This window comes from Sphingobium jiangsuense (assembly GCF_014196495.1).
GTDB lineage: Bacteria > Pseudomonadota > Alphaproteobacteria > Sphingomonadales > Sphingomonadaceae > Sphingobium > Sphingobium jiangsuense.
Genome location: NZ_JACIDT010000009.1, coordinates 24,909 through 48,979, shown reverse-complemented (window position 1 = coordinate 48,979; position 24,071 = coordinate 24,909). Strand labels below are relative to the sequence as shown.

The window sequence follows — 24,071 nt, the reverse complement described above, 5'->3', positions numbered from 1 at the left end:
CTTGTTTTCCGTGATTTGACTTCGTCGCTCTGACGGGTCCGAGTCAGCAGGTGATTCCACCTGCTTCGAAATCACTCTAGCGGCCCATGGCGGCGACCGCCTCGGCCGCGCCGCGCATCGCCCCCTCGATATAGCCGACGCCGGTGCCATCGCCGATTTCCGTCACGTCATGGCCCGCGGCGCGCAGCGCGTCGGCGAGCGTGGAATCGCCATGCGCGCCCATCGCGACGATCACGCTGTCGGCAGGCAGGCTGCGCGCCGTGCCGTCCGCATCGGTGAAGGTCACCGCCTCCTTGCCGATGCGGATCGCGCTGGCGCCGGGGAACATCGCGACGCCATGCTCGCGCAGCTCGGCGAGCAGGCGCATGCGGCGCACCAGCAGCAGCCCGCCGCCGAATTTCGGCGCCTCGCCGACGATCGCGACCTCTCGCCCGCGCTCGGCGAGATATTCGGCCAGCTCCACGCCGACCAACTCGCCGCCGAGGATGACGATGCGCTTGCCGAGCGGCATCCACAACCGCGTCGCCCTGCGCACCAGTTCCAGATTGGCGGTCGCCCCCGTCGCCGCGCCCAGCCGGGTGGCGAGCCGGGTCGGCCAGCTGGTCTTGCGGCGCAGCTCCGGCGCGTCCTCGCCCAGCATCATCGCGCGCAGATCGTCGCCGGAAAGGACATGATCCTGCTCATGGCCGGGGATGGGCGGCATGTCGCGCACCGCGCCGGTCGCGACGATCACCCTGTCGGGCTTCAGCGCGGCGATCGTCTCCGCCGTGGCGTCGGTGCGCAGGCGCACATCGACCTTCGACCGGGCGATCCGGCGGCGCAGCCAGTCGAGCAGCCGCTCATTGGGCTCATAGGCGAGGCCCGCGAAGCGCAGCGTGCCGCCGAGCCGGTCCGACCGCTCGATCAGCGTCACCCGCGCGCCCGCCAGATCGAGCCTGCGCGCCGCCTCCATCCCCGCCGGGCCGCCGCCGACGATGACGACATGGCCGGGCACCTTCGCGGGCGTCCAGTCGCGATCCTCATAGCCGGTTTCCGGGCGCACCGCGCAGCGCACCTGCTCGCGCAGATAGGCGGTGCTGACGCAGGTGTAGCAATAGATGCAGGGGCGGATATCCTCGGCCCGGCCCTGCTTCAGCTTCAGCGGCAGGTCGGGATCGGCCAGCAGCTTGCGGCCCATGGCGAGGAAATCGAACTGGCCCTTCGCCAGCCCCTGCTCGCCGCGCTCTATCTCCACCCGGCCCGATGCGATGACCGGGATGGACAGCGCCTTGCGGATGGCGGCGGCGTGGTCGAGATGCGCGCCCGGCTCATGCGGGATGTTGGAGGCGGAATGCAGCTTGCCCTGGCCGACATCGTGATAGGCCGACACCGTGATCGCATCGACGCCCTCGGCCTCCAGCAGCCGGGCGAGCTGGATGGCGAGGTCGAGGGTGATGCCGCCGGTGCGGCCGATCTCGCGCGCGTCGATCTTCACCCAGAGGGGGAAATCCGCGCCGACTGCCGCGCGCGCCGCGCGCACCGCCTCCAGCAGCAGCCGCGCCCGGCCCGCAAGGTCGCCGCCATAGCCGTCCGCGCGGCTGTTGGTGGCGGGGGAGAGGAAGGAGGAGAGGAGATAGCCGTGTCCGGCATGGATCTCCACCCCGTCGAATCCGGCTTGTTGCGCCCGCCGCGCGGCGTCGGCGAACTGGCGCACGACAAGGGCGATGTCGGCTTCGTCCAGCAGCCTGATCGTCGGCATCGCGCCCGCGAACGCCGCCATTTCCTCCGGCAGGAAATAATCGGGGAAGTCGCCCGCAAAGGGCGGGGGGTAGCAGGGCGCCCAGAGAGGATGGCCGTGCTGCGCGCTGTAGGTCGCGACGAGGCCGCCATGGTGCAACTGCGCGGCGATGCGCCCGCCCGCCGCGTGCACTTCCTCGACCAGCCGCGCAAGGCCGGGCAGGAAGCGGTCGTCGGATATCGCCGACTGCTTGGGCTGGACCGCGCCCACCGGCCAGGCGACGCCGGTGACGCCCATGATGATGAGGCCCGCGCCGCCCTTCGCCTGCGTGACATGATAGTCGATCAGCCGCCGGCCGACGGTGCCGTCCTCCTCCGCCAGGCTGACGCCCATCGCGGTGACGATGATGCGGTTGGGCAGGGCCAGGCTGCCGATCCGTCCGGGCGTGAGCAAGGAGGCGGCGTGCGGGCCGGTGTCCCGGCGGACAAGGGGGGCGGCGGACATGGGACCTCTCGTTCCTCGATAGGGCGTTCTTTGATTGTGCGTAACATTATTGTTGTAATATAACGCTTATATACGATAAAAATCGCATAACAATGCCATATTGCGTAATATGCACACCGATGGCGGCGCGCGGGAGGACGGAAATGAGCGAAGAGAGGCGGCCCGAAGGCGACATAAGGCTGGAGCGGAGCTGGCGCGATTTCTGCGCGCGGCTGGCCGATGCGGGGGAGATATTGTCCCGCCCGCAAGCGCCCGGCACCGCGCTCGATCAGGCGGAGGGGCTGCGCTATCTCTCGCGCCTCACCCGCACCGCGCTCAACATGCTGGTCGATTCGAGCGACCCGGACTTCCCCCGGCTGTTCCTGCTGTGCGACGACGCGATCAAGATCGGCGCGGACAATCCCGACAATCTCTACCAGCAGATCGTCGTGCGCGGCGACCGCGACTATCGCATTCGCGGCCATCGCGGCACCGTGCCCTATTTCTCGATCGGGTCGAAGGCGAACCGCTATGCGATCGACGGCACCATGGCCTCGACCGGGGAGATCGAATTCGCCGACATGGCGATGGAGCCGGACGGCAGCTTCGAGATCATCGCCAGCAAGACCGAAAAGCCTGGCAACTGGCTGCCGATGGCGGACGACACGACCTTGCTCATCATCCGCCAGACCTTCAACGACAAGAGCCGGGAGACGCCCGCGAGCGTGCAGGTCGAGCGGATCAGCGAGGGGCCTGCGTTGCCCGGCCTGCTGACGCCGGAGAGGATCGAGGCGCAACTGCTGGGTGCGGCCCAATGGGTGCGCGGCACCGCCAGCACCTTCGCCGACTGGTCGGAACGGTTCATGACCCAGCCCAACCGCATCCATGACGGCGACCAGGAGATTTTCTGGCGCGCGGGCGGCGACCCCAATATCTGGTACGGCCATCTCTATTACAGGCTCGCCCCCGGCGAGGCGCTGGTGATCGAGGCGAAGCCGCCGCGCTGCCGCTTCTGGAATTTCCAGCTCGACAACTGGTGGATGGAATCGCTCGACCATGTCCACCGCAAGGTGTGGGTGAACGGCGCGCAGGCGCGCTATAAGGCGGATGGCGGCGTGATCGTCGTCTGCGCGGACAGCGACCCCGGCTATGGCAACTGGATCGACCTGTCCGGCCACCGCGAGGGCACCGCGCTCTGGCGCTGGATCGACGCGGACGAGCATCCGGTGCCGCGATGCCGGGTGGTGAAGCTGTGACTTTCGGGGATCGGGTGGGTAAGCGGAGCTCTCTCACCCGTTCGGGCCTCCCCGTGTTTTTCAAGCCCCGCAGGCCAAGTCCCTAATCCACCGCTTCCCCCGCAAGATACAGGCGCCGCAGCGCCGCGATATCGGCCTCCGTCAGCCCCAGCCCGTCGCGCAGATAGGCGTCGAAGGAGCCGTGGCGGCGCTCCACCTCGTCGAACGCGCTCTGCAGATAGTCGGGGCGGACGGTCAGCACCTGCTCCAGATAGGCGGGCGGTATCGGCGTTCCGGCCTTGGCCAGCGCCGCCTGCGTCGCCTCGTTCTTCGCGCGCAGATAGGCGTTGCTCAGCAGATAGTCGGCCATCACCGTCTCGCGCGGCACGCCCAGCAGGGTGAGGATGACGGCGGTGGCCCAGCCGGTGCGGTCCTTGCCCGCCGTGCAATGATAAAGCGTCGCGGTCGGCGGCGCCTGTTCGAGACGGCGCAGCAGCGCGGCATAGGCGGAGCGCGCGCTGGGCAGCGAGACGAATTCCCGGTTCGCCTCGATCAGCATCTCCACGCCCTTCCCGGCCGCGATCGCCGCGTCCGCCTTGCGCATGTCGCCGCCCAGCGAGCCTTCGCTGTCCGCCACCACATCCAGCACCAGCGGCGCCGCGCCCCGCGGCAGGCGGTCGGCCCCTCGCGCGCGCTCCGTCGCGGTGCGCAGGTCGGCCACCGCCGACAGGCCGAGCGCGCCCATCGCGGCAAGGTCGGCGTCGCTCAGCCGGTCGAGCTGGTCGGAGCGGTAGATCAGCCCCATCTTCACCCAGCGCCCGTCCGTGGTGCGATAGCCGCCGATGTCGCGCAGATTGGGCGCGGTCGGCAGGTGCAGCGCGCGGTCGGCGATGACCAGCGGCGCGCCATTGTCCGGCACCAGCGTGAAATACCAGCGCCTGCCGGGCTCCAGCCCTGTCACCACGGCCGAGCCGCTGGCCGGTCCCAGCGCCACCGGCGTGCCGGTCGTGACGCCATCGGGGCTGGTTCCGGCATAGACGCGCACCGTCCCGGCATGGTCTGCCGCCCAGTCCAGCCGATAGTCGTCGCTCCCGGCGATCCGGTTCGCCGTGGCGGCGGTGAAGGGAATGGCCGCCTGTTGCCGGGCGACCGAAAGCGCGGCAGGAAGCGGCGCTTGCGTGGCCGCGCAACCGCCCAGCAGCGGCAGGGCGAGCGCAAGGGTGCCGGCGAGGCTCAGGCGGCGCAGGGGCGGGCGGCTATGCGGCATGGCGTTTCTCTCCTCAGCCTCGTTGCGACGAGATATTGCCGCCGTCGACGACGATCTCGCTGGCGGTGATATAGCTCGCCTCGTCGGAAAGAAGAAAGCGTACGACACGGCCGATCTCATCGGGCTCGCCGATGCGGTCCAGCAGGATGCGCTTTTCGAAGAATCCTTCGGGCAGGGCGGCGATGGCGGGCGCGGTCATCGGTGTGCGGATCTGGCCGGGCGACACCGAATTGATGCGGATGCCGTCGCGCGCCAGCCGGTCCGCCAGCGATCGCACCAGCGAAAGCATGCCGCCCTTGGCCGCCGTGTAGATCGGGTTCATCGCATTGCCCAGCGTCGCGTTGATCGAGGCGATGGCGACGATCGCCGATCCCTTTTGCGCGGCCAGATCGGCGTGAATCGCCTGGGTGATGAAGGCGAAGGAACGCAGGTGGATCGCCATGCCCGCGTCCCAGCTTTCGACCGTCAGCCCGTCGAGCGAGGCGGTGTCGACCACGCCCGCCGCATGGACCAGCCCGCCCGGCGCGCCGATCGCCGCGCGCGTCGCCTCCAGCGCGGGGGCGATCGCCGCCACCTCGCGCAGGTCCGCGCCGACGCCGATCGCGGCGACGCCATGCTCGGCGGCGATGGCCTCGGCCCCGGCCTGCGCCTTCGCCGCGTCAATGTCCCACAGGGCGACGGGGCGGCCCACGGTGGCGAGCGCCCGCGCCGAGGCGAGGCCGATGCCCGATGCGCCGCCGGTGACGATGACCGGCGAGGCGGGCGCGCCGAGGGCTGGGTTCAAACTCATGCGAAATCCTTTCTGTCGAGCGGAAGAGTGGGCTCAGCGGTCGCCCGCCGCTGCCGTGGAGGCCGGCCCCTGCCGGGGGAAGAAGCCGTCGAGGCGGATGTTGGTGATGCGCGGCGGGCCATCGGGCATGGCGACCCACATCACATGGTCGACCACTGCCGGATCGTCCGGCGCGCCGCCGGGCATGCCGCCGGTCACGCCGAGCTGGATATAGTCCTGCCCGTTGCGCTGGCGATATTCATATTTGTGGAAATGGCCGGCGAGCACCGTATAGTCGCGGCCCTTCAGCATCGCCTCGATCTCCCGGAAGGCGGGCGAGTCCACCTTCCACGCGGGGCGGTGCATCAACACGAAGGTCCAGCGGGCGCGGGCGTTGCGGCGCAGCGCCTCGCGCACCATCCGCACCTGATCGGCGCTGATCGCCACCTGTTCCGACGCGCGCAGCTTCGCGGCCAGCTCGCCCAGCCGGGGATCGCGGGCGAACAGCGCCTCGGCGGCGGCGGGGTCGCCCTGCAACGCCCGCAGCACCGCGCCCATCGCCTGCGGGCCATATTCGTCCAGCAGCTTCTTGCGCGCGATCAGCGGCTGCGGCGGGTCCTCGGTGTTGAGCACGAGGAACAGCACGTCGCGATAGGTGAATCTGTAATAGTCCGCGCCCAGCCGCTTGCGCCACTCCTCCAGTTGCACGGTATTGGTCAGGTCGTGATTGCCGGGCACGTAGAAGAAGGGAACGCTCAGCTTTTCCGTCGCGGTGGTCACTTCCTTCCATTCCGCGTCGAGCCGGGCGCGGTCCTCGCTGTTGCCCTCGATCAGGTCGCCGATGTTGATGACGAAATCGGGGCGCAGCCCGTCCACCTGCATCAGCGCCCGTTCGAACACGCCGGGCCGGTGCTGGCCGGTGCGGTCGCCGATGACGACGAAGTGGAAGGGCCGCCTGTCCTTGTTGAAACCGGCCTTGTCGAACGGGACTTGCGTACGCGCGACGGGCCCGGTGCCGCCGCCGGGGCGGTAATCCCCGGCCGTGGCCGCCGCCCCCGAAAGGGCGAGGGCGGCGGTGGCGGCGAACAGGGTGAATGCGCTTTTCATCGGACGCTCCCCTTTCAGAATTCGACGTTTAGGTCGACGCCATAGGTGCGCGGCTCGCCGAAGATGGCGCCGGGGCGGCCTATGTTGAACTGCATCAGATAATATTCCTTGTCGGTCAGGTTGCGCCCCCACAGCGACAGCCGCACGCCCTTCACGCCCGGAATGTCGGCCAGCGTCAGCCGCGCGTTGAGCAGGCCATAGTCGGCGATGATATAGCGGCCGCTGCTGACCGTGGAGTTGGTATATTTGTCGCTCTGCGCCGTATAATTGATATTGGCGGTCAGCGTGCCGACCGGCATGGGCGGCAGGTCGTAGGTCAGGTCGAGCGCCAGCGTGTGCGCGGGCGCGTTGGTGAAGCGGTAATTGGCGGAAATATCGGTGCCGTTGACGTCGCGTATCTCGTCATAGCGCGGCTTCAGATAGCTGTAATTGGCGGTCAGGCGCAGTTCGCGCACCGGCGCCAGCGTCAGGTCCATCTCCACGCCCTTCACCGTGGCCTTGCCCGCATTGAGCACGTCGGTGATGCGGATGTTGTTCGGGTCCGACTGCACATTCACCTGGATGTCGTCATATTTGGAAAGGAACGCCGCCGCGTTGAAGCGCAGCCGGTTGTCGAGCCACTGGCTCTTCAGCCCGGCCTCGTAGGACCAGAGCGTTTCCGGGCCGAAGCCCTGGTTGAAGCGGGGGATGGAACTGGCGCGGATGTTGTAGCCGCCGCTCTTGTAGCCCTTGACCGCCTTGGCGTAGAGGTTGATGCCCGGCGCTGCGTCGAAGGCGAGCACGAAGCTGGGGCTGAAATCCTTGAACTTGCGGCTGCCGTCGCCGATGCCGCCCGGCACGTCGGTGATCGGGCCGCCGTTCACCTGCGTCTGCCGCGACAGCGTCGCCTCGCGCTTGTCCCAGCTCTGCCGCAGGCCGACGGTCAGGTGCAGGCGTCGATCCAGCCAGTCGGGCGTGAAGGTGGCCTGCCCGAACAGCGCATAGGACCGGTTGCCGATCGTCGCGGTGTTGAAGGTGCGCGTCAGCGTCGGCGGGCTGTAGCTGTTGCTGACGTTGCTGCCGTCTTCCTTGAAATAATAGAAGCCCGCGACATATTTCAGCCCGCCGTCCAGCAGGTCGCCGACCAGTTGCAGCTCCTGGCTCCACTGGTCCTGCTTCGCCCGGCTGCTGTTCTTTTGCAACGGATCGGGACCGTTCGCGCCGGCGAGATAATCCTGGTTCTGGAAATTGTCGAGCTTGCGATAGCCGGTGATGGAACGGACGGTCAGCGCGTCCGACGCGTTCCATTCCGCGATCAGGCCATGGCCCTGCGACACTATGTCGTTGCGCAGCAGGTCGCGCACGAAGGCGCTGCCCGCGCGGGGCCGCTCCGCCTTGCCGGGGAAGAGCGGCGACAGCGCGACATAGGCGGGCGTATCGCCGATATCGGTGCGGTCATAGCTGTAGCGCAGGCTGAAATCGGCCGAGGGCTGCCACAGCACATCAGCGCGCATCGCCTGCCGGTCCTTGTCGCCCCAGCGGCTGACGCCCGTTCCGGCGTTGCGGATGAAGCCGTGCTGCTGCTGGTTCACATAGGAGAGGCGCGCGGCGAAGGTGTCGCCCAGCGGGATGTTCACCGCGCCCTTGAAGCGGCGGTTGGCGTAATTGCCGAACGTCGCCTGTCCCTTGAAGCCGAAGGCGCCGGTGTCGGGCTTGCGGGTGATGAAGTTGATCGCGCCGCCGGTGGCGTTGCGGCCGTAGAGCGTGCCCTGCGGCCCGCGCAGCACCTCGATGCGTTCCAGGTCCGCGACCTCCATCGCCAGCCCCTGGCTGCGCGCGACATAGACGCCGTCCATATAGACGGCGACGCCGCCGTCCTGGGTGATCTGGTCGTCGGACAGGCCGACGCCGCGCATGAAGATCTGCGTCGTCGCCGCATTGTTGGGAAAGGGCGTCAGTTGCAGCGCGGGCACATTGGCGCGCAGGTCGGTGAGGCCGCTTATCCCCTTGGTCTCCAGATCCTGCGCGCTGAACGCGGCGATGGAGATCGGCGTGTCCTGAAGCGACTCCGCCCGCTTCTGCGCGGTGACGACGATGTCCGCTATGCCTTCATTGGCGGCGGTCTGGGCCAGAACCGGCATCGCGGTGCCGGTCATCAGGATTCCAGTAATTGCGTAGGCAAAAATGTGATTCATCATGCATTCCTCCCCTATAATCGGCTTTCAATGCCGAATCTGCGTCCCATATTTTCTACTTCTTGTTAGATAATCTACCTTCGTGTAGGTAGAAACGCAATCAGGGAATTTGCATTTTCGCGGCCCCGGTGGAAAAGGGGGGCTGGCCGGGATGCCGGAGGAAGGAGCGTGGGGTTTTGAGCGGGAACAGGCAGGTGTCGCGGCAGCCGCGCGGGGACGCGACCCGTCAGGCTATTCTGGATGCGGCGGAGCGGATCTTCGCCGATCTCGGCTATGCGGCCGCGCGGCTGGAGGACGTGGCGCAACTGGTGGGCATACGCCGCCCGTCGATCGTCTATTATTTCGCGGCCAAGCAGCAATTATACGATCAGGTGGAGGCCGACATCTTCGCCGCCATGCACCAGTTCGTGCTGGAGCGCATGGCCGGGGCGGGCGATCCGCTCGAACGCCTGCTGGCGCTGCTCGACGCCTGGCTCGACTTCCTCGTCCAGCGGCCGACGGCGGCGCGGATCATCCAGCGGCTGGTCGCCGATCTGGGGCCGCGCGGCGACAATCCGGTGCGCTTTTCCGAAACCGCGCTGCGCGATATCGAGGCGGTCGTCGCCGAAGGCGTTTCCACCGGGCAGTTCCGCCCCGTTTCCGCGATGCACATATTGAACGGCATAGCGGCGGGCGCGCTCTTCTATGTCTGCAACGCCGGGCAGATGGGGCAGACCCGCGCCTATGACCCCGCCGACCCCGACGAGCTGGAGCGGTTCCGCGCGATGATGCACGTTCTGGCGCGGGCGGCGGTGGGGCAGGAAGCGCGCTGACCGCCCCCGCCGCGCAAGGCGCGCCCCGTCCGCAAAGGGATGGACCGCGCCCCGGCGTGGGCGCGGCCTGCTGCTTCAAAGCTTGATGCGGAAATCGACGCCGTAGGTCGCCGGCTCGCCATAGGTGTTCCCGGCGAAGCCGAGACTGCCGAAGTCGATGCCGAACAGGCGGTATTTCTTGTCGAAGATGTTCTTGCCCCACAGGGCCAGCTCCGCCTTCGCGCCGTTGAGGTCGATGTCGGTCAGGGAAATCCTGCCGTTGACCAGCGACCTCGGCGCGCCGGCGATCTGGTCGTTATAGGGCGTGCCCACCGTCGTCGGATGATAGTAGATCTTGGTGCGATAGTCGTAATCGCCCCGGATCGACAGGCGGCCGATCTCCAGATCCGCGATATCGAGCTGCGCATAGGCGCTGATCGTCGTCGTCGCGCCGATCATGAAGCGGGCGCTGTCCTTCACGTCCACATATTGATCGGTGACGGGGTCGAGGATCAGGAACTGCTTGTACTTGCGGTTGGTGTAGCCGAGATTGGCGCCGAGCGTCAGCGGCTCGACCGGCTTGGCCGTCAGTTCCGCCTCTATGCCCCAATAGCGCGCCTTGCCCGCGTTGACGGTGACGCTGGACGCGCCGCCGCTGCCCGCCTGAAGCTGTTGCAATTGCAGGTCCGAATGGGTGGCGTAGAAACCGGTCAGGTTGACCCGCAGCCTGCGATCGAGCCAGTCGGACTTGATCCCCGCCTCATAGGAGGTCAGCGATTCCGGGTTGAAGCCGGAATTGACCGACCGGGCATTGAAGCCGCCCGCCTTGTAACCCGATGCGGTGCGCGCATAGAGCAGCATCGAGGGCGTGGCCTGCCAGTCGACGCTGAACGCGTAATTGACCTTCTCATAGCTCGCCCGCAGGTCGCGGACGAAGGGTGCGCGCTGGACCAGATGCTTCTTGTCGTGGGTGTAGCGGACGCCGCCGGTCACGCTCAGCGTGTCGGTCAGCTCGAACGTGCCCTGTGCGAAGGCGGCGGCCGATTTGTTGTAATGGTCGTAATCGGTCAGCGAGGAAAGCTGCACGCCGAAGCTGTTCACCGTCACGTCGGGCGTCAGCGGGATCGGCACGGGCGAGGGCAGGATCAGCAGGAAATTCTGCGGATTATATTCCTTCGAATGTTCCCTGAAATAATAGCCGCCCAGAACATATTCGAACCGGTCGCCGATATTGCCGAGCAGGTTGACTTCCTGCGAGAACTGGTTCTGCCGACGGCGGTTCTGCGTGCTGAACAGGTCGAGCTCGTTCACGCCCAGCGGGTTGAAGGTGTAGGGCGGGGCCAGCACTTCCGGGCTGACGGTGAAACCGACGAGGCCGCTATTGCCGTCCAGATCGTCCTGCGCGTTGCGGTTGGACCAGCGCCGGAAACCGGTGAGCGAGCGCAGCGTCGCCGCGCCCAGATCAAGCTCCGCCGTGACGGTGTGGCCGGTCACGCGGTCGGTCATCTTGCCTTGATTGAGGGCGATGGAAGCCAGCCTTTCGGGCGAATAGACCGGCGCGTTGCCGCCCAGCGCCGGGGACGCCTGCAGATATTCCAGCACATCGGGGCGGATGACCGTCAGCTGGAAGGCGGGGGCGTAGCTTTCCCGCCGCGACAGGTCGAAGCCGTAATCCAGCTTGAAGATGCCGCTTTCGAAGCTGACCGCGCCCCGGAAGGCGTCGAGCACATAGGCGCCGGGGTCGCGGTGGCTGGGCGCGTTCACATCGTCGACATAGCCGTTGCGCTGCCGGTGCAGATAGGTCATCCGCGCCTTCAGGCCGGTATTGGCGATGTTGCCGGTATCGACCGAGGCCTTGAGATTGTAATAGCCGTAGTTCCCGGCCGAGCCGTCCAGAGTGGCGTGGAAGTCCTCGGCGGGTTTGGCGGTGATGAGGTTGACCGCGCCGCCGATGGTGTTGCGGCCGTAGAGCGTGCCCTGCGGCCCGCGCAGCACTTCGATCCGCTCCAGATCGAGAATGTCGAACGCGCTGCCCGCCGCGCGGCCCAGGATGATGCCGTCGACATAGAGGCCGACCGGGCTGTCCGCGGTCAGGATCGGGTCGATATCGCCGATGCCGCGAATGAACAGCTGCATGTTGGTGGAGGAGGCGGGCGAGGTGGTGACCGACAGGCTCGGCGCGACGGCAGTGAGGTCGGCGGCCGACGAAATCCCCTTGTCGCGGATCATCTCCGCGTTGAGCGCGGTCACGGCGATCGGCGTGGATTGCAGGTTTTCCGCGCGCTTCTGCGCCGTCACGACGATATCGGCGATGCCCTGGCTGCCTTCCTCCGCATCGGCCGTCTGCGCCAGCGCGGGCCGCGCGGCGAAGATGAGGGCGGCGCCGCCCAGCAGAAAATAGCGTAGTTTCATGCTCACTCCCAGATCCTTTCCTTATTCTGGTCTTCCATCGGCGGACGGCCGGCCCGGTGGGGCGCCCGCCGCCTTTCTTCCCCGATCCCCTTTGCCGTGCGGCGGCAGCCGGGGAGACTGCCTGCCGCCCTGTCGCGCCCCGGTCTCAGCCCAGCCCGTCGATCGGCGGGAAGGCGGAAAGCAGGGCTGCGTCGACCGCCTGCACCTGTCCGTTGAGCCCGGCCGCGCGGCGGCTGAGCAGGAACAGCGCGACCTCCGCGATCTGTTGCGCGGTCAGCGCCCCGCGATAGGCGGGGTCGTCCAGCCGGTCGGGGTCGTCGATCGTCTCGATCCCGGCATTGCCGGTCATGGCGGTCAGCACCATGCCGGGACAGATCGCGTTGATCCGCGCGCCCCGCGCCGCGAAGGCCGCCGCGGCGGAGCGGACCAGCCCGACCAGCCCGTGCTTGGACACCGCATAGGCCGCCGCCTCGGCAAAGCCGATGATCCCCGCCGCCGAGGCGGTGACGACGCAGGCCCCGCCGGGGCGCAGCCGTGCGCGCGCCTGCTGCACGCCGAGAAAGGTGCCGCGCAGGTTGACCGCGATCAGCCGGTCGAACATCTCTGTCGTCACCGTTTCCAGCGGCCCATAGGGCTGCAAAATACCGGCGTTGAGAAAGGCGGCGTCGAGCCCGCCGAAGCGCTGCTCGGCCAGATCGAACATCGCCCGGTTGTCGTCCTCCCGCGCGATGTCGGCCCTGACCGCGACCGCTTCGCCGCCTGCCTGGGCGACCAGCCCGGCGGTGCGTTCCGCGCCCGCCGCGTCGATATCGGCGACGACGACCCGCGCGCCTTCCATCGCGAGGCGCTGGCACGCGGCGCGGCCGATGCCCGACCCGCCGCCGGTGACCAGCGCCACCTTGCCGTCGAACTGCCCGCCGCTCATCGCGCCGCCGCCCGCCCGGCGCTGCGCGTTTCGTGGATGATGGAGGAATTCATCGTCTCTCCCCGCGTTTCCGTTGTTGCCGAAACTCTAGGACAGTCTTGCGTGCGCGTCATAATCCATTTGGACTAGGTAACAGGGAATGGGTACGAAAAAAAGGGGTAAAAAGTCCAATATCATGTTTATTTGCGGAGTATGTGACGGAATATGATTCGCGATTGTCTCATCGCCCACCAGCGCCGTGCGGCCGGATCAGGCCGTTTTCTCCTCAAGCTCGCGCAGCGCAGTGCGTAGAATTTTGCCCGCTGCGTTACGCGGAAGCGCGGGCAGGATGGCGACGCGGCGGGGCACCTTGTAATTGGCCATGTTGGCCCGCGCCCAGCGGATGATATCGGCTTCCTCCGCCTGCATGCCGGGGCGCAGCACGACGAACGCCTTGCCCACCTCGCCCAGCCGCTCGTCGGCGATGCCGATCACCCCGGCCATCTCGATCGCCGGATGGGCGGCCAGCAGCTTCTCGATCTCGGCGGGATAGCAGTTGAAGCCGCCGGAGATATACATGTCCTTCTTGCGGTCGGTCAGCGCCAGATAGCCGCGCGCGTCGATGGTGCCGACATCGCCGGTGTGGAGCCAGCCCTCGGCGTCGATCGCCTCGGCCGTCGCCTGCGGATCGTCGAGATAGCCCTTCATCACCGCCGGGCCGCGTATCCAGATCTCGCCCGTTTCGCCGGGGGGCAGGTCGTTGCCCTGCTCGTCGACGCAGCGCGCCTCGATGCCGGGCAGCGGATAGCCGCAGCTGTGCGCGACGGTTTCCGCGTCGTCGCCCTGCCGCGTCATGCTGATTGCGCCGCATTCGGTCATGCCGTAGCCGTTGACGATGTTGGACATGCCCAGCTCCCTGCGCATCCGCTCGACCAGCGTCGGGGCGACCGGCGCCGCGCCCGTCACCGCGACGCGCAGCGAGGAGAAGTCGCGCGGCTTGTCGCCCGCCAGCTCCTGCAACAGCGACTGGTAGATGGTCGGCGGCCCCGGCAGGAAGCTGATGCGGTTGACCTCGATCTGCCGCACGGTTTCGGCGACGTCGAACATCGCCATCGGCACGATGGTCGCGCCGCGCGTGAAGCACACCGCCCAGCCCGCCTTGTAGCCGAAGGTGTGGAAGAAGGGGTTGACGATCAGATAGCGGTCGCCCTCGCGCAGATCGACGCGCACCGCCCAGTCGCCGAAGATCTGCACCGCTTGGGCGTGCGCGGTCAACACGCCCTTGGGCCGCCCGGTGGTGCCGGAGGTGAAGATGATATCGCAGATATCCTCGCCGGAAAGCCGCGCCAGCGCCGCTTCCACCGCCGGGTCGTCCTTGCCCCGGCCGCGCGCGACGAAGCTGTCCCAGTCGCTGTCGAGGAACAGGAACTCCGCCAGATCGGGCAGGTCCTCGCCCGCGATCAGCGCGCGATAGTCGGTGTCGAGGAAGGTGCGCGGCGCAAAGACGATCTTCGCCCGCGATCGGCGCACTATGTCGGCGGCTTCCTGCCCCTTGAACCGGGTGTTGAGCGGGACGATCGCCGCGCCCACGCTCTGCGCGCCCAGCGCCGCCAATATCCATTCGCGGCTGTTGGGCGCCCAGATGGCGACGCGATCGCCCCGGCCGATGCCCGACGCGAGGAAGGCCGAGGCCGACGCACGCGCATCGTCCCAGATTTGCGCGAAGGTCCAGCGCCGGTCGCCCTCGATCAGGCCGGTTTCATCGGGCCAGCGTCGCGCCGCCGCCTGCGCCGCGTGCGGGATGGTATCCGGCCAGACGCCCATCGCCTCGATTTCCGGTGCTTCCGTCATAGCCCGCGCGGCTCCCTTGGCAGGCCCAGCCCCCGCTCGGAAATGATGTTGCGCTGGATCTGGTCGGTGCCCGCATAGATGGTGTCGGACCGGCTCATCAGGAACATGGCGGTCAGGCTGTCGAAGCGTTCCTCGTCGATGCCGATCTCGCCCTGCTGCCCCAGCACCTCCATCGCCAACTCGCCCAGCGCCTTGTGCCATTGGGACCAGTAGAGCTTGTAGGTGTAGGCCGCTCCCGAAAGGCTGGCGCCCTCGTCGCCGTCGGACAGCATGCGCAGGCCGTTATAGCGCATGATCTTCAGCCCCGCATGCGCCTGCGCGATCTTCTGGCGGACGATCGGGTCGTCGGCCTTGCCGTTGGCGCGGGCGGCGGCGATGATCGCGTCCAGCTCGTTGCGGAAATGCATCTGCTGGGCGAGGGTGGAGACGCCGCGCTCGAAGCCGAGCAGCGCCATCGCCACCTTCCAGCCGTCGCCCTCCGCGCCGATGCGGTCGATGGCGAGCGCTTCCGCGCCGTCGAAGAACACCTCGGCGAACTCCGCCTCGCCGGTCATCTGGCGGATCGGGCGGGGCGTCACGCCGGGCTGGTCCATCGGCACCATCAGGAAGGAGAGGCCCTTGTTGCCCGCGCTGCCCGGCTCGGTGCGGGCGATGACGAAGCACCAGTCGGCGATCATCCCCATCGAGGTCCAGATCTTCTGCCCGTCGATGATGTAGCGGTCGCCCTCGCGCCGCGCCTTCGTCTTGACATTGGCGAGGTCGGATCCGGCGCCCGGCTCCGAATAGCCCTGGCACCAGATCGCCCGGCCATGGGCGATATCGGGCAGGAAGCGGGCCTTCTGGTCCTCGCTCCCCAGCGCCAGCAGCGTCGGGCCGAGCAGTTCGACGCCGAGATGGCCGACGCGCGGCGGGGCCTTGGCGCGGGCATATTCCTCGGCGAAGATCACCTGCTGCGCGATCGAGGCGTCGCGGCCGCCCCATTGCTCCGGCCAGCCGACGACGCTCCACCGCGCCTCGCCCAGCGCGGCTTCCCAGGCGCGGCGTTCCTCGACATTGTCGACCTGGCTGGTCTGGCCCCGGATCGCCCTGAACGGGCCGGACAGCCGGTCGTTCAGCCAGTCGGCGGCTTCCTCGCGAAAGGCCTTGAGTTCAGGCGCGAAGGAAAGCTGCATCAGGCGACCTCGAACAGACCGGCCGCGCCCATGCCGCCCGCGACGCACATGGAGACGACGACATAGCGCACGCCCCGGCGCTTGCCCTCGATCAGCGCATGGCCGACGAGGCGCGACCCGGTCATGCCGAACGGGTGGCCGATGGCGATGCCGCCGCCGTTGACGTTCAGCTTTTCCGGATCGATGCCGAGCTTGCGCTGGCAATAGACGGCCTGGCTGGCGAAGGCTTCGTTGATCTCGAAGAGGCCGATATCGTCGAGCGTCAGCCCGGCGCGGGCGAGCAGCTTGGGGATGGCGAAGACCGGGCCGATGCCCATTTCGTCCGCGCCGCAGCCCGCGACCTGAAAGCCGCGATAGACGCCGAGGATCGGCAGCCCTTCCTTCTGCGCGGTGGCGAGGTCCATCACCACCTGCGCCGACGCGCCGTCCGAAAGCTGGCTGGCATTGCCCGCCGTCACGTGGCGGCCTTCCTTGACGACCTGCCCGTTCTGGAACACCGGCTTCAGTTCGGAGAGCTTTTCATAGGTCGTGCCCGCGCGGATGCCCTCGTCGGCGGCCAGCGTCACCTCTTCCTTGCCGGTTTCCTTGCCTTCCCGGTCGAACAGCGCCCTGGTGACGGTGATCGGCACGATTTCCGCGTCGAACCGGCCCGCTGCCTGCGCGGCGGCGGCGCGCTGCTGGCTCTGCGCGGCGAAACGGTCCTGATCCTCGCGGCTGATGCCGTAGCGGTCGGCGACGATCTCCGCCGTTTCGATCATCGCCATATAGGCATAGGGATCGTGCGCCTTGATGAATTCGGAGCGGTTGCGGAAGGCGGGATAATGCTTGTCGATGGTCAGCGACACATTCTCCGCGCCGCCCGCCACCGCGACGTCGATCTCGTCGCACATGATCGAGCGCGCGGCGAAGGCGATCGCGTTGAGGCCGGACGAGCATTTGCGGTCCATCGCAAAGCCGCCGGTGGTGTCGGGCAGCACCGATCCGTGCACGGTCAGGCGGCCCAGATTATAGCTCTGCGTGTTCCACTGGTTGGCGACGCCGAGATAGACGTCGTCGACGCGGGCCGGGTCGATCCCGGCGCGCTCTATCGCGGCGTTCACCACATGGCACGACATCACCGGCGCCTCGGTGTCGTTGAACGCGCCGCGATAGGCCTTGCCGACGCCGGTGCGGGCGGTGGAGAGGATGGCGGCTTCACGCATCGGCGGCGCTCCCTTCGAAACCGTGCATGTTGGCGGGTCCCCAGAAGGCGCGCATTTCGACCACCTCGTTCGCGTCGTTGAAGCGGAAGCTGTCGATCACGTCGATGCGCTTGGGGCCGCCATAGTCCAGATGGACCGAGAAGGGGAACAGCGCGAGGTCGCCGACGATGCGTACCGGGCCTTCCAGTTTCAGCTTCGCGCCGGTCTTCATCGATTCGACGTAGAAGGCGCGGATCGCCTCATGCCCGCTGTGCACCGGGCTGCCGACCGGGTCCTCGCAGGTGGCGTCCCGTGCGTAGAGCGCCATCACCTGATCGGCGCTGCCCGCCTCGAACGCGGCGACATAGGCGTGGACGGCGGCTTCCATTTTTTGTGGGTCTGGCATGGGCTTACTCCGGGTAATAGCGGCTGATGGTGTCGATGATGCAGGCGGGTTTCTCGCTGCCCTCGATCTCTATCGTGACGCGGACGGTGGACTGGATCGCGCCGCCCTTCACCTCCTCCACCTTCACGATCTCTCCGGTGCCGCGAATGCGCGAGCCGACGAGCACGGGGGCGAGGAAACGGGTCTTGTCCATGCCGACATTGACGCCGGCCGAAAAGCGGCGGACCTCGATCATCTGCGGCAGGAACAGGTTGACGAGGCTCAGCGTCAGATAGCCGTGGGCGACGGTCGCGCCGAACGGGCCGTCCTTGGCGCGGACCGGATCGACATGGATCCACTGATGGTCGCCGGTCACGTCGGCGAAGGCGTTTATCCGCGCCTGGTCGATCGCCAGCCAGTCGCTCGCGTCGAGGCGCGTGCCTTCCTTGCCGAGGAGGTCGCGGGGGGTTTCGAAGAGCACAGGCATGACGTCAGGCCCTCTGGCTGGAGCAGGAGACGACCTCGCCGGTGAGGTAGGAGGACAGCTCGCTGGCGAGGAAGATCATCACATTGGCGACTTCCCACACCTCGGCGGGGCGCCTGAACGCTTCCCGCTCGACCAGCAGGTCCAGCGCCTCCTGCGTCGTCACCTTGGCGAGGAACGGATGCATGGCGAGGCTGGGCGCGACCGCGTTGATGCGCACGCCATGCTCGGCCGCCTCGATCGCGGCGCAGCGGGTGAAGGCCATGACGCCCGCCTTGGCGGCGGCATAATGGGCCTGCCCCTTCTGCGCGCGCCAGCCGAGCACCGAGGCGTTGTTCACCATCACCCCCGATCCGGCCGCATACATGCCGGGCAGGAAGGCGCGGGTCATGCGGAACAGGCTGGTCAGCGTGACGTCGAGCACGCGGCCCCATTGCTCGTCGGTCATGTCGACGATATCGGCCTCTCCGCCCAGCCCCGCATTGTTGACAAGCACGTCCACCGTGCCGAAGGCGGCCAGCGACGCGTCGCGCAGGCCCTGCACTGCCTCTTCGCTCGTCACGTCGCAAACAAACGTCGCTGGCCGTTCCACGCCCGCCTCCGCGGCGATCCGGTCGGCGGCTTCGCCGAGGCGGCGTTCGTGAAAATCGCTGATCAGCAGCCGCGCGCCTTCCTCGGCGGCGCGCTTCGCGACGGCAAAGCCGATGCCGGTCCCGGCGGCGGCGGTGACGACGACCGACTTGCCCGCCAGCAGGCCGCGCGGCGTCGGATAGGGGGGAACGGGGGAGGTGGGGGTGGTCATGCGGAGTCCTTCGTGGTGATGGGCTTCATGATGATCCGGGCGAGCGCCTCGCGATGCTGCTCGACCGAGCCGAGCCAGCTCGCGGCGGCCTGCGCGCGCTTGAAATAGAGATGGGCGTGATGCTCCCAGGTGAAGCCGATGCCGCCATGCAGCTGGATCGCGTCGCCCGCGACCCGGCGATAGGCGTCGGACGCATAGGAGCGCGCGACATGACATGCCTCGGCCAGTTCGCCGCCATCCTCATCGCCCCCGTCCTCGTCAATGGCGGCGGCGGCATAGCAGGCGGCGGAGCGGGAGGCCTCGACCAGCAGCATCATGTCGGCGAGCATATGCTTATAGGCCTGGAACGAGCCGATCGCCCGGCCGAACTGCACGCGCTGCTTCGCATAGTCGACCGTCGCGTCGAGGCTGTACTGCGCGCCGCCGGTCTGCTCGGCGGCGAGCAGGCCCGCGCCGACCAGCAGCGTGCGCTCTATCGCCGTACCCGCGCCGCCCGGTTCGCCCAATATCTGTGCTGGCGTCACCGCGCAGTCGAAATGCAGCCGGGCGAAGCGCCGGGTGCGGTCGAGGCTGGGCAGCGGCTCGATGGCGAGGCCCGGCGCGTCCGCCTCCAGCACGACGAGGCTGTTATCGGCGGTGGCGACGATCAGCAGTTCCGCCACATGGGCGAAGGTCGCGAACCCGGCTGTCCCTTGCAGCCGACCGCCCGAGAGGGTCGGGCGGTCGGCCGTTCCGGCAAAGCTGGCGCGGGCGCCGGACGCCAGACGGGGGAGGAGTGTCGCTTGCTGCCCCTCGTCCGCCGCCGCGAGCACCGCCTGCACCGCCAGAACCGCTGTTTCGAAGAACGGCACCGGCGCGAGGCAGCGCCCCGTCTCCTCCAGCACCAGCGCCATTTCCACCGCGCCCAGCCCCAGCCCGCCATGGCGTTCCGGCACCATCAGCCCGGCAAAGCCGAGCTCGCCGGTGAGGGTCTGCCACAGCCCTTCGTCGAAGCCGCTGCCGCCTTCCACCGCCGCGCGGATCGCGTCGGGTCCGGCGGCGTCGGTCAGGAAGCCGCGCGCGGCCTCCTGTATCGCGCGCTGGTCGTCGCTGAGCGCGAAGTCCATCAGGCCGCTCCGTAGACCGGCTTGGCGGGCTCGCGGGTTTCGAGCAGGCGGCGGACGATCGGATCCAGCTCGCCCGCCTCGAAGCGCGCGCCCTTGTCATGGGCGGGGCTGTCGGTCCAGCCCTGCGACAGGAAGAGGGTGCCGCCCTTCAGCTCGAACACCTGTCCGGTGACGCCCTTCGACTGTTCCGATACCAGATAGGCGACCAGCGGGGCCATATTCTCCGGCGCGAACACATCGAACACGCCGTCCTTCGCCTCCATGTCGAAATGGCCGGTGTCGGTCATCCGCGTGCGCGCATTGGGGGCGAGCGCGTTGGCGGTGACGCCGATGCGCGCCAGCTCCGCCGCCTGCACCAGCGTCAGCGCGGCAATGCCGCCCTTGGCCGCCGAATAGGCCGACTGGCCGACCGATCCCTGAAGCCCCGCGCCGCTGGTGGTGTTGATGATGCGCGCATCGACCGGGTTTCCGGCCTTGGCCTGCGCGCGCCAATGTTCGGCGGCGTGGCGGCTGGTGCAGAAATGGCCGCGCAGATGCACGCGGATCACCGCGTCCCATTCCTCCGGGCTACAGGTGAAGAACATGCGGTCGCGCACGAACCCGGCATTGTTGACCACCGCGTCGAGCCGCCCGAAGCTGTCGAGCGCGGCCTCCACCATGCGCTTGCCCGCGTCCCAGTCCGCCACGTCGTCGGTGTTGGCGACCGCCTCTCCGCCCATCGCGCGGATTTCCTCGACCACCTGCTCGGCCGCGCCCTTGGTCAGCCCTGCCTCGCCATGGGTGCCGACGCCCAGATCGTTGACGACCAGCTTCGCGCCCTCCGCCGCCAGCCCCAACGCATAGGCCCGGCCCAGTCCGTTGCCCGCCCCGGTGACGATCGCCACGCGTCCTTCGCAAATTCCCATAGTCATGCGTCCTTCAAGGTTTTGAGGAGATGCGCGCTGAGGTCGCCCGTCAGGTCGACCTGCGCATAATCGCGTTCGACAAAGCACCAGATGCCGTCGATCCGCCGGAACCGATCATGATAGCGCCCGGTCGCCACCGCTTGCAGCGGGAAGCCCTCGGCCGCCTGCAACACCGTCCATTGCGAGCGGCAGGCGGCGCTTTCGCCATCGTCGGCCAGCTGGATGATCGGGTTGGTGATCAGGTGCCGGGTGCGCAGCGTGCCGTCCGCATGGACGCGCATCCAGCCGCGCCACATCGCGGCGATGGCGTCCTTGCCCTCGATCCGCTGGTCGCCCGCCACGATCCCGCCATGGCGGAACAGCCGGGCGGCGGCGGCGAAATCCGCCGCGTCGATCAGCTCGGCATAGAGATAGAGCAGGTTGGGGATGGCGATCGCGGCGTCAGTCATCGGCGCTTGCCCCTTTTCCTTGCGCGGCCCGGCGTTCCCGCTCCGCCGCGACCGCGCCGGTGAGGCGCAGCGCGATCGCCTGAGAGGCGACGCGCTTCCGGTCCGGCTCTGGCGCGGGCAGGGGAGCGGTTTCGACGAGGCCGGTCAGCGCCGCGCGCGCCAGCTTCTGATATTCGCCTTCGCCGTCATTCCTCCACGTCACCTGTTCCGGCTCGAAGCGGCGCACGACCGCGGCCGGATTGCCGGCGGCGAGGCTGCGTGGCGGCAGCTTCGTCCCCGCCTTCACCAGCGCCAGCGCGGCGACGAGGCATTCCGCGCCTACCTCCGCCATGTCGAGCACCACCGCGTTCATGCCGACCAGCGCATTCTCGCCGATCTCGCAGCCATGGACGATCGCCCCGTGCGCGATGGTCGCGCCGCGCCGGATCACCGTGTCGCGCAGCTGGTTCGCGTGCACGGTTGCATTGTCCTGTATGCTGCTGTCGCCCTCCACCACGATCCGCCCGAAATCGCCGCGCAGCGAGGCGCCCGGCGCGATGAAGCAGCCGGGGCCGACGATCACGTCGCCGATCAGCGACGCCAGCGGATGGACGTAGCTGGCCGGGTCGACCACGGGGACGATCCCCTGATGGGCGTAGCAAGGCATGGCGGCGCTTCCTTCCGTTACAGCCGCTCGATGATGGTGACGTTGGCCTGCCCGCCGCCCTCGCACATGGTTTGCAGGCCATAGCGCCCGCCGGTGCGCTCCAGCGCGCCGAGCAGCGTCGTCATCAGCCGCGCGCCGGTCGCGCCGATCGGGTGGCCGAGCGCGATCGCGCCGCCCTGCACGTTCACCTTCTCATGCGGGATATCCAGCTCCTTCATCCACGCCATGGTGACGCTGGCGAAGGCTTCGTTGCATTCGAACAGGTCGATGTCGCCGATGCTCATGCCCGCCTTCTTCAGCGCATGGTGCGTCGCGGGAATGGGGCCGGTCAGCATCCACACCGGGTTGGCGGCGCGGACCGAGAGATGGTGGATGCGGGCGCGGGGGGTGAGGCCATGCTCCTTCACCGCGCGTTCGCCGGCGATCAGCAGCGCGGCCGAAGCGTCGCAATTCTGGCTCGCGACCCCTGCGGTGATGGCGCCGCCCTCGCGCACGGGGTTGAGCGCAGCGAGGCCCTCCAGCGTGGTCGTCGGGCGGATCGTCTCGTCGCGTTCCAGCCCTTCGAGCGGGGCGACCTCGCGGTCGAACCAGCCCGCATCCCAGGCCGCCTGCGCGCGCTGGTGGGAGGCGAGGGCGAAGGCCTCCATTTCCGCGCGGCCGATGCCCCATTTCTCCGCGATCATCTCGGCGGAGCGGATCTGGTTCACCTCCTCGCCGCCATAGCGCGCGTCCCAGCCCTTCGCGCCGAGGAACGGGCTGTCGAAACCGTAAGGCTGGCCCGCGACCATCGCGGCGGAGATGGGAATCGCGTTCATCGCCTGGCTGCCGCCCGCGACGACGAGATCCTGCGTGCCGCTCATCACCCCCTGCGCGGCGAAATGCACCGCCTGCTGGCTGGAACCGCATTGCCGGTCGATGGTGACGCCGGGCACCTCCTCCGGCAGCCCGGCCGCCAGCCAGGCGGTGCGGCCGATATCGCCTGCCTGCGGCCCGATGGTGTCGCAGCAGCCCCAGACCACATCATCGACCAGCGCCGAGTCGATGCCGGTGCGCCGCACCAGCTCGCGGATCGGATGCGCGCCGAGATCGGCGGGATGCACATGGGCGAGGCTGCCCTTCTTGCGGCCGACGGGGCTGCGGACGGCGTCGATGATATAGGCTTCAGGCATTTTCGGTCTCGCGCTCTTTCTGGTCTCTGGCGAAAAGTTGATCCGGGCCGGCGGCCTGCGTGAACAGGCGTTCGGCGATGCGGGCGCGATGGAAGGCGGGCGTGCCCCAGTTCTGGGACAGCGCCAGCGCGCGCTTCAGGAACAGGTGGACGTCGACCTCCCAGCTATAGCCCATCGCGCCATGCACCTGGATCGAGGCGCGGGCGGCATTGTCGGCGGCCTCCAGCGCGACGATCTTCGCATGGCTGACGCGGGCGCGGCTGTGGACGTCCTGCCGCCCGATATCGGCGGCGGCGGCCATCACCACCGGCCGAGCGAACTCGATCGCCACCTGCGCGGTGGCGAGATGATGCTTGACCGCCTGATAGCTGCCGATCGGCTTGCCGAACTGCTGCCGCTCCTTCGCATAATCGACCGCCAGATCGACCGCCCGCTGCGCGAGGCCCAGCCCCATCGCCGCGCTGAACAGCGCGGCGCGGTCGAGCGCGAGGGCCCAGTCGGCCCCATTGCTTTTGCTGCCGAGCGCCGTCGCATCGGCGGCGTCCCAGTCCACGCGGAACAGGCGGCGGAAGGGGTCGATGCCGGGCGCGGGGGTCAGCGTCACCCGGTCGGGCGTCGCGACGAACGCCTCGCCGTCCTTCTCCAGCAGGATCGCCGCCGCGCGGTCGGCGTGCGGCACCACCGGATTGAGCGGATGGGCGATGGCGATGGTCGCCATCGGATCGCCCAGCGCCGGATGATCGGGCGCCAGCGCGGCGAGCAGCGGCGCGGCCACGCCTGCGCTTTCGACCAGCGGTTCGGGCAGCGCGGCATAGCCCGCCTCCCGCGCGATCAGCGCGAAATCGACTTCGCAGAGGCCGAGGCCGCCCGCGCTTTCGGGCAGCAGCATCGCGGTAAGGCCGGTGTCCACGATCGCGGCCCAGCGCGCCTCGTCCCATGCGGCGTCGGCCTCCATCATCCGGTGCCAATGATCGGGCGAGCAGCTGTCGGCGAACAGCGTCCGCGCCGTCTCCGCGAACATCATCTGTTCGTCGTTCAGGGTGAAGTCCATCTTTCCTCCTC

At 68.3% G+C, this 24,071-nt stretch carries 21 protein-coding genes; 2 read left to right on the top strand and 19 right to left on the bottom strand.

All coding sequences use genetic code 11. The annotated features are described in order from the left end of the window. Nucleotides 1-76: 76 nt before the first annotated feature. On the bottom strand, nt 77-2,221 hold the full coding sequence (locus GGR43_RS13245; protein WP_188072457.1) for an oxidoreductase: 2,145 nt from the start codon (nt 2,219-2,221) through the stop codon (nt 77-79). 143 nt (nt 2,222-2,364) lie between these two features. On the opposite strand from GGR43_RS13245, the gene GGR43_RS13240 reads away from it, so the two are divergent. Further along, a complete protein-coding gene (locus tag GGR43_RS13240; RefSeq protein ID WP_188072456.1) occupies nt 2,365-3,456 on the top strand; it encodes a DUF1214 domain-containing protein in 1,092 nt (363 codons plus the stop codon). Between the two features lie 82 nt (nt 3,457-3,538). Here GGR43_RS13240 and GGR43_RS13235 read toward each other — a convergent pair whose 3' ends face one another. From GGR43_RS13235 to GGR43_RS13220, 4 genes are read right to left on the bottom strand one after another with little or no spacing between them, the layout of a single operon-like run. Beyond that, on the bottom strand, nt 3,539-4,702 hold the full coding sequence (locus GGR43_RS13235; RefSeq protein ID WP_188072455.1) for a tyrosine-protein phosphatase: 1,164 nt from the start codon (nt 4,700-4,702) through the stop codon (nt 3,539-3,541). Nucleotides 4,703-4,715: 13 nt separating this feature from the next. After that, on the bottom strand, nt 4,716-5,492 hold the full coding sequence (locus tag GGR43_RS13230) for an SDR family NAD(P)-dependent oxidoreductase (RefSeq protein ID WP_188072454.1): 777 nt from the start codon (nt 5,490-5,492) through the stop codon (nt 4,716-4,718). Nucleotides 5,493-5,525: 33 nt separating this feature from the next. Next, complete coding sequence (locus GGR43_RS13225; protein ID WP_188072453.1) at nt 5,526-6,578, bottom strand: metallophosphoesterase family protein; 1,053 nt, start codon at nt 6,576-6,578, stop codon at nt 5,526-5,528. A gap of 14 nt (nt 6,579-6,592) precedes the next feature. Continuing rightward, nucleotides 6,593-8,755 carry a TonB-dependent receptor gene (locus tag GGR43_RS13220; protein ID WP_246343732.1) on the bottom strand — a complete coding sequence of 721 codons (2,163 nt, stop codon included), beginning with the start codon at nt 8,753-8,755 and terminating at the stop codon, nt 6,593-6,595. Nucleotides 8,756-8,928: 173 nt separating this feature from the next. Here GGR43_RS13220 and GGR43_RS13215 point away from each other — a divergent pair, with 173 nt between their 5' ends. Next, nucleotides 8,929-9,564 (top strand): TetR/AcrR family transcriptional regulator, encoded by a 636-nt coding sequence (locus tag GGR43_RS13215; protein ID WP_188072452.1) that lies wholly within the window; start codon nt 8,929-8,931, stop codon nt 9,562-9,564. A gap of 75 nt (nt 9,565-9,639) precedes the next feature. Here GGR43_RS13215 and GGR43_RS13210 read toward each other — a convergent pair whose 3' ends face one another. The 14 genes from GGR43_RS13210 to GGR43_RS13145 form a co-directional block, all read right to left on the bottom strand. Then, on the bottom strand, nt 9,640-11,955 hold the full coding sequence (locus GGR43_RS13210) for a TonB-dependent receptor (RefSeq protein ID WP_188072451.1): 2,316 nt from the start codon (nt 11,953-11,955) through the stop codon (nt 9,640-9,642). Nucleotides 11,956-12,100: 145 nt separating this feature from the next. Next, nucleotides 12,101-12,880: an SDR family NAD(P)-dependent oxidoreductase gene (locus GGR43_RS13205; protein ID WP_188072450.1), complete on the bottom strand. Its 780-nt coding sequence runs from the start codon at nt 12,878-12,880 to the stop codon at nt 12,101-12,103. A 249-nt stretch (nt 12,881-13,129) separates the two neighbouring features. Next, nucleotides 13,130-14,710, bottom strand: a complete 1,581-nt coding sequence (locus tag GGR43_RS13200) for a FadD3 family acyl-CoA ligase (RefSeq protein WP_246343731.1) — start codon at nt 14,708-14,710, stop codon at nt 13,130-13,132. After that, entirely contained in the window at nt 14,707-15,882 is a 1,176-nt protein-coding gene (locus GGR43_RS13195) for an acyl-CoA dehydrogenase family protein (protein ID WP_188072449.1), read from the bottom strand. Before GGR43_RS13195 ends, GGR43_RS13200 begins: the two co-directional genes overlap by 4 nt. Further along, the gene (locus GGR43_RS13190; RefSeq protein ID WP_188072448.1) at nt 15,882-17,084 is read right to left on the bottom strand and encodes an acetyl-CoA C-acyltransferase; all 1,203 of its coding nucleotides are present in this window, start codon (nt 17,082-17,084) and stop codon (nt 15,882-15,884) included. The genes GGR43_RS13195 and GGR43_RS13190 overlap by 1 nt, the downstream gene beginning before the upstream one ends. Beyond that, nucleotides 17,077-17,469 (bottom strand): nuclear transport factor 2 family protein, encoded by a 393-nt coding sequence (locus GGR43_RS13185; RefSeq protein WP_188072447.1) that lies wholly within the window; start codon nt 17,467-17,469, stop codon nt 17,077-17,079. Before GGR43_RS13185 ends, GGR43_RS13190 begins: the two co-directional genes overlap by 8 nt. A 4-nt stretch (nt 17,470-17,473) precedes the next feature. Beyond that, nucleotides 17,474-17,935, bottom strand: a complete 462-nt coding sequence (locus tag GGR43_RS13180) for a MaoC family dehydratase (RefSeq protein WP_188072446.1) — start codon at nt 17,933-17,935, stop codon at nt 17,474-17,476. A 4-nt stretch (nt 17,936-17,939) separates the two neighbouring features. After that, the gene (locus tag GGR43_RS13175) at nt 17,940-18,734 is read right to left on the bottom strand and encodes an SDR family oxidoreductase (RefSeq protein ID WP_188072445.1); all 795 of its coding nucleotides are present in this window, start codon (nt 18,732-18,734) and stop codon (nt 17,940-17,942) included. Continuing rightward, on the bottom strand, nt 18,731-19,840 hold the full coding sequence (locus tag GGR43_RS13170) for an acyl-CoA dehydrogenase family protein (RefSeq protein ID WP_188072444.1): 1,110 nt from the start codon (nt 19,838-19,840) through the stop codon (nt 18,731-18,733). The genes GGR43_RS13175 and GGR43_RS13170 overlap by 4 nt, the downstream gene beginning before the upstream one ends. Further along, nucleotides 19,840-20,751: an SDR family oxidoreductase gene (locus GGR43_RS13165; RefSeq protein ID WP_246343730.1), complete on the bottom strand. Its 912-nt coding sequence runs from the start codon at nt 20,749-20,751 to the stop codon at nt 19,840-19,842. The genes GGR43_RS13170 and GGR43_RS13165 overlap by 1 nt, the downstream gene beginning before the upstream one ends. After that, a complete protein-coding gene (locus GGR43_RS13160; RefSeq protein WP_188072443.1) occupies nt 20,748-21,194 on the bottom strand; it encodes a nuclear transport factor 2 family protein in 447 nt (148 codons plus the stop codon). The genes GGR43_RS13165 and GGR43_RS13160 overlap by 4 nt, the downstream gene beginning before the upstream one ends. Further along, on the bottom strand, nt 21,187-21,840 hold the full coding sequence (locus GGR43_RS13155) for a gamma carbonic anhydrase family protein (RefSeq protein ID WP_188072442.1): 654 nt from the start codon (nt 21,838-21,840) through the stop codon (nt 21,187-21,189). Before GGR43_RS13155 ends, GGR43_RS13160 begins: the two co-directional genes overlap by 8 nt. 17 nt (nt 21,841-21,857) lie before the next feature. Next, a complete protein-coding gene (locus GGR43_RS13150; RefSeq protein ID WP_188072441.1) occupies nt 21,858-23,009 on the bottom strand; it encodes an acetyl-CoA C-acetyltransferase in 1,152 nt (383 codons plus the stop codon). Next, nucleotides 23,002-24,060, bottom strand: a complete 1,059-nt coding sequence (locus GGR43_RS13145; RefSeq protein WP_188072440.1) for an acyl-CoA dehydrogenase family protein — start codon at nt 24,058-24,060, stop codon at nt 23,002-23,004. The genes GGR43_RS13150 and GGR43_RS13145 overlap by 8 nt, the downstream gene beginning before the upstream one ends. Nucleotides 24,061-24,071 lie beyond the last annotated feature (11 nt).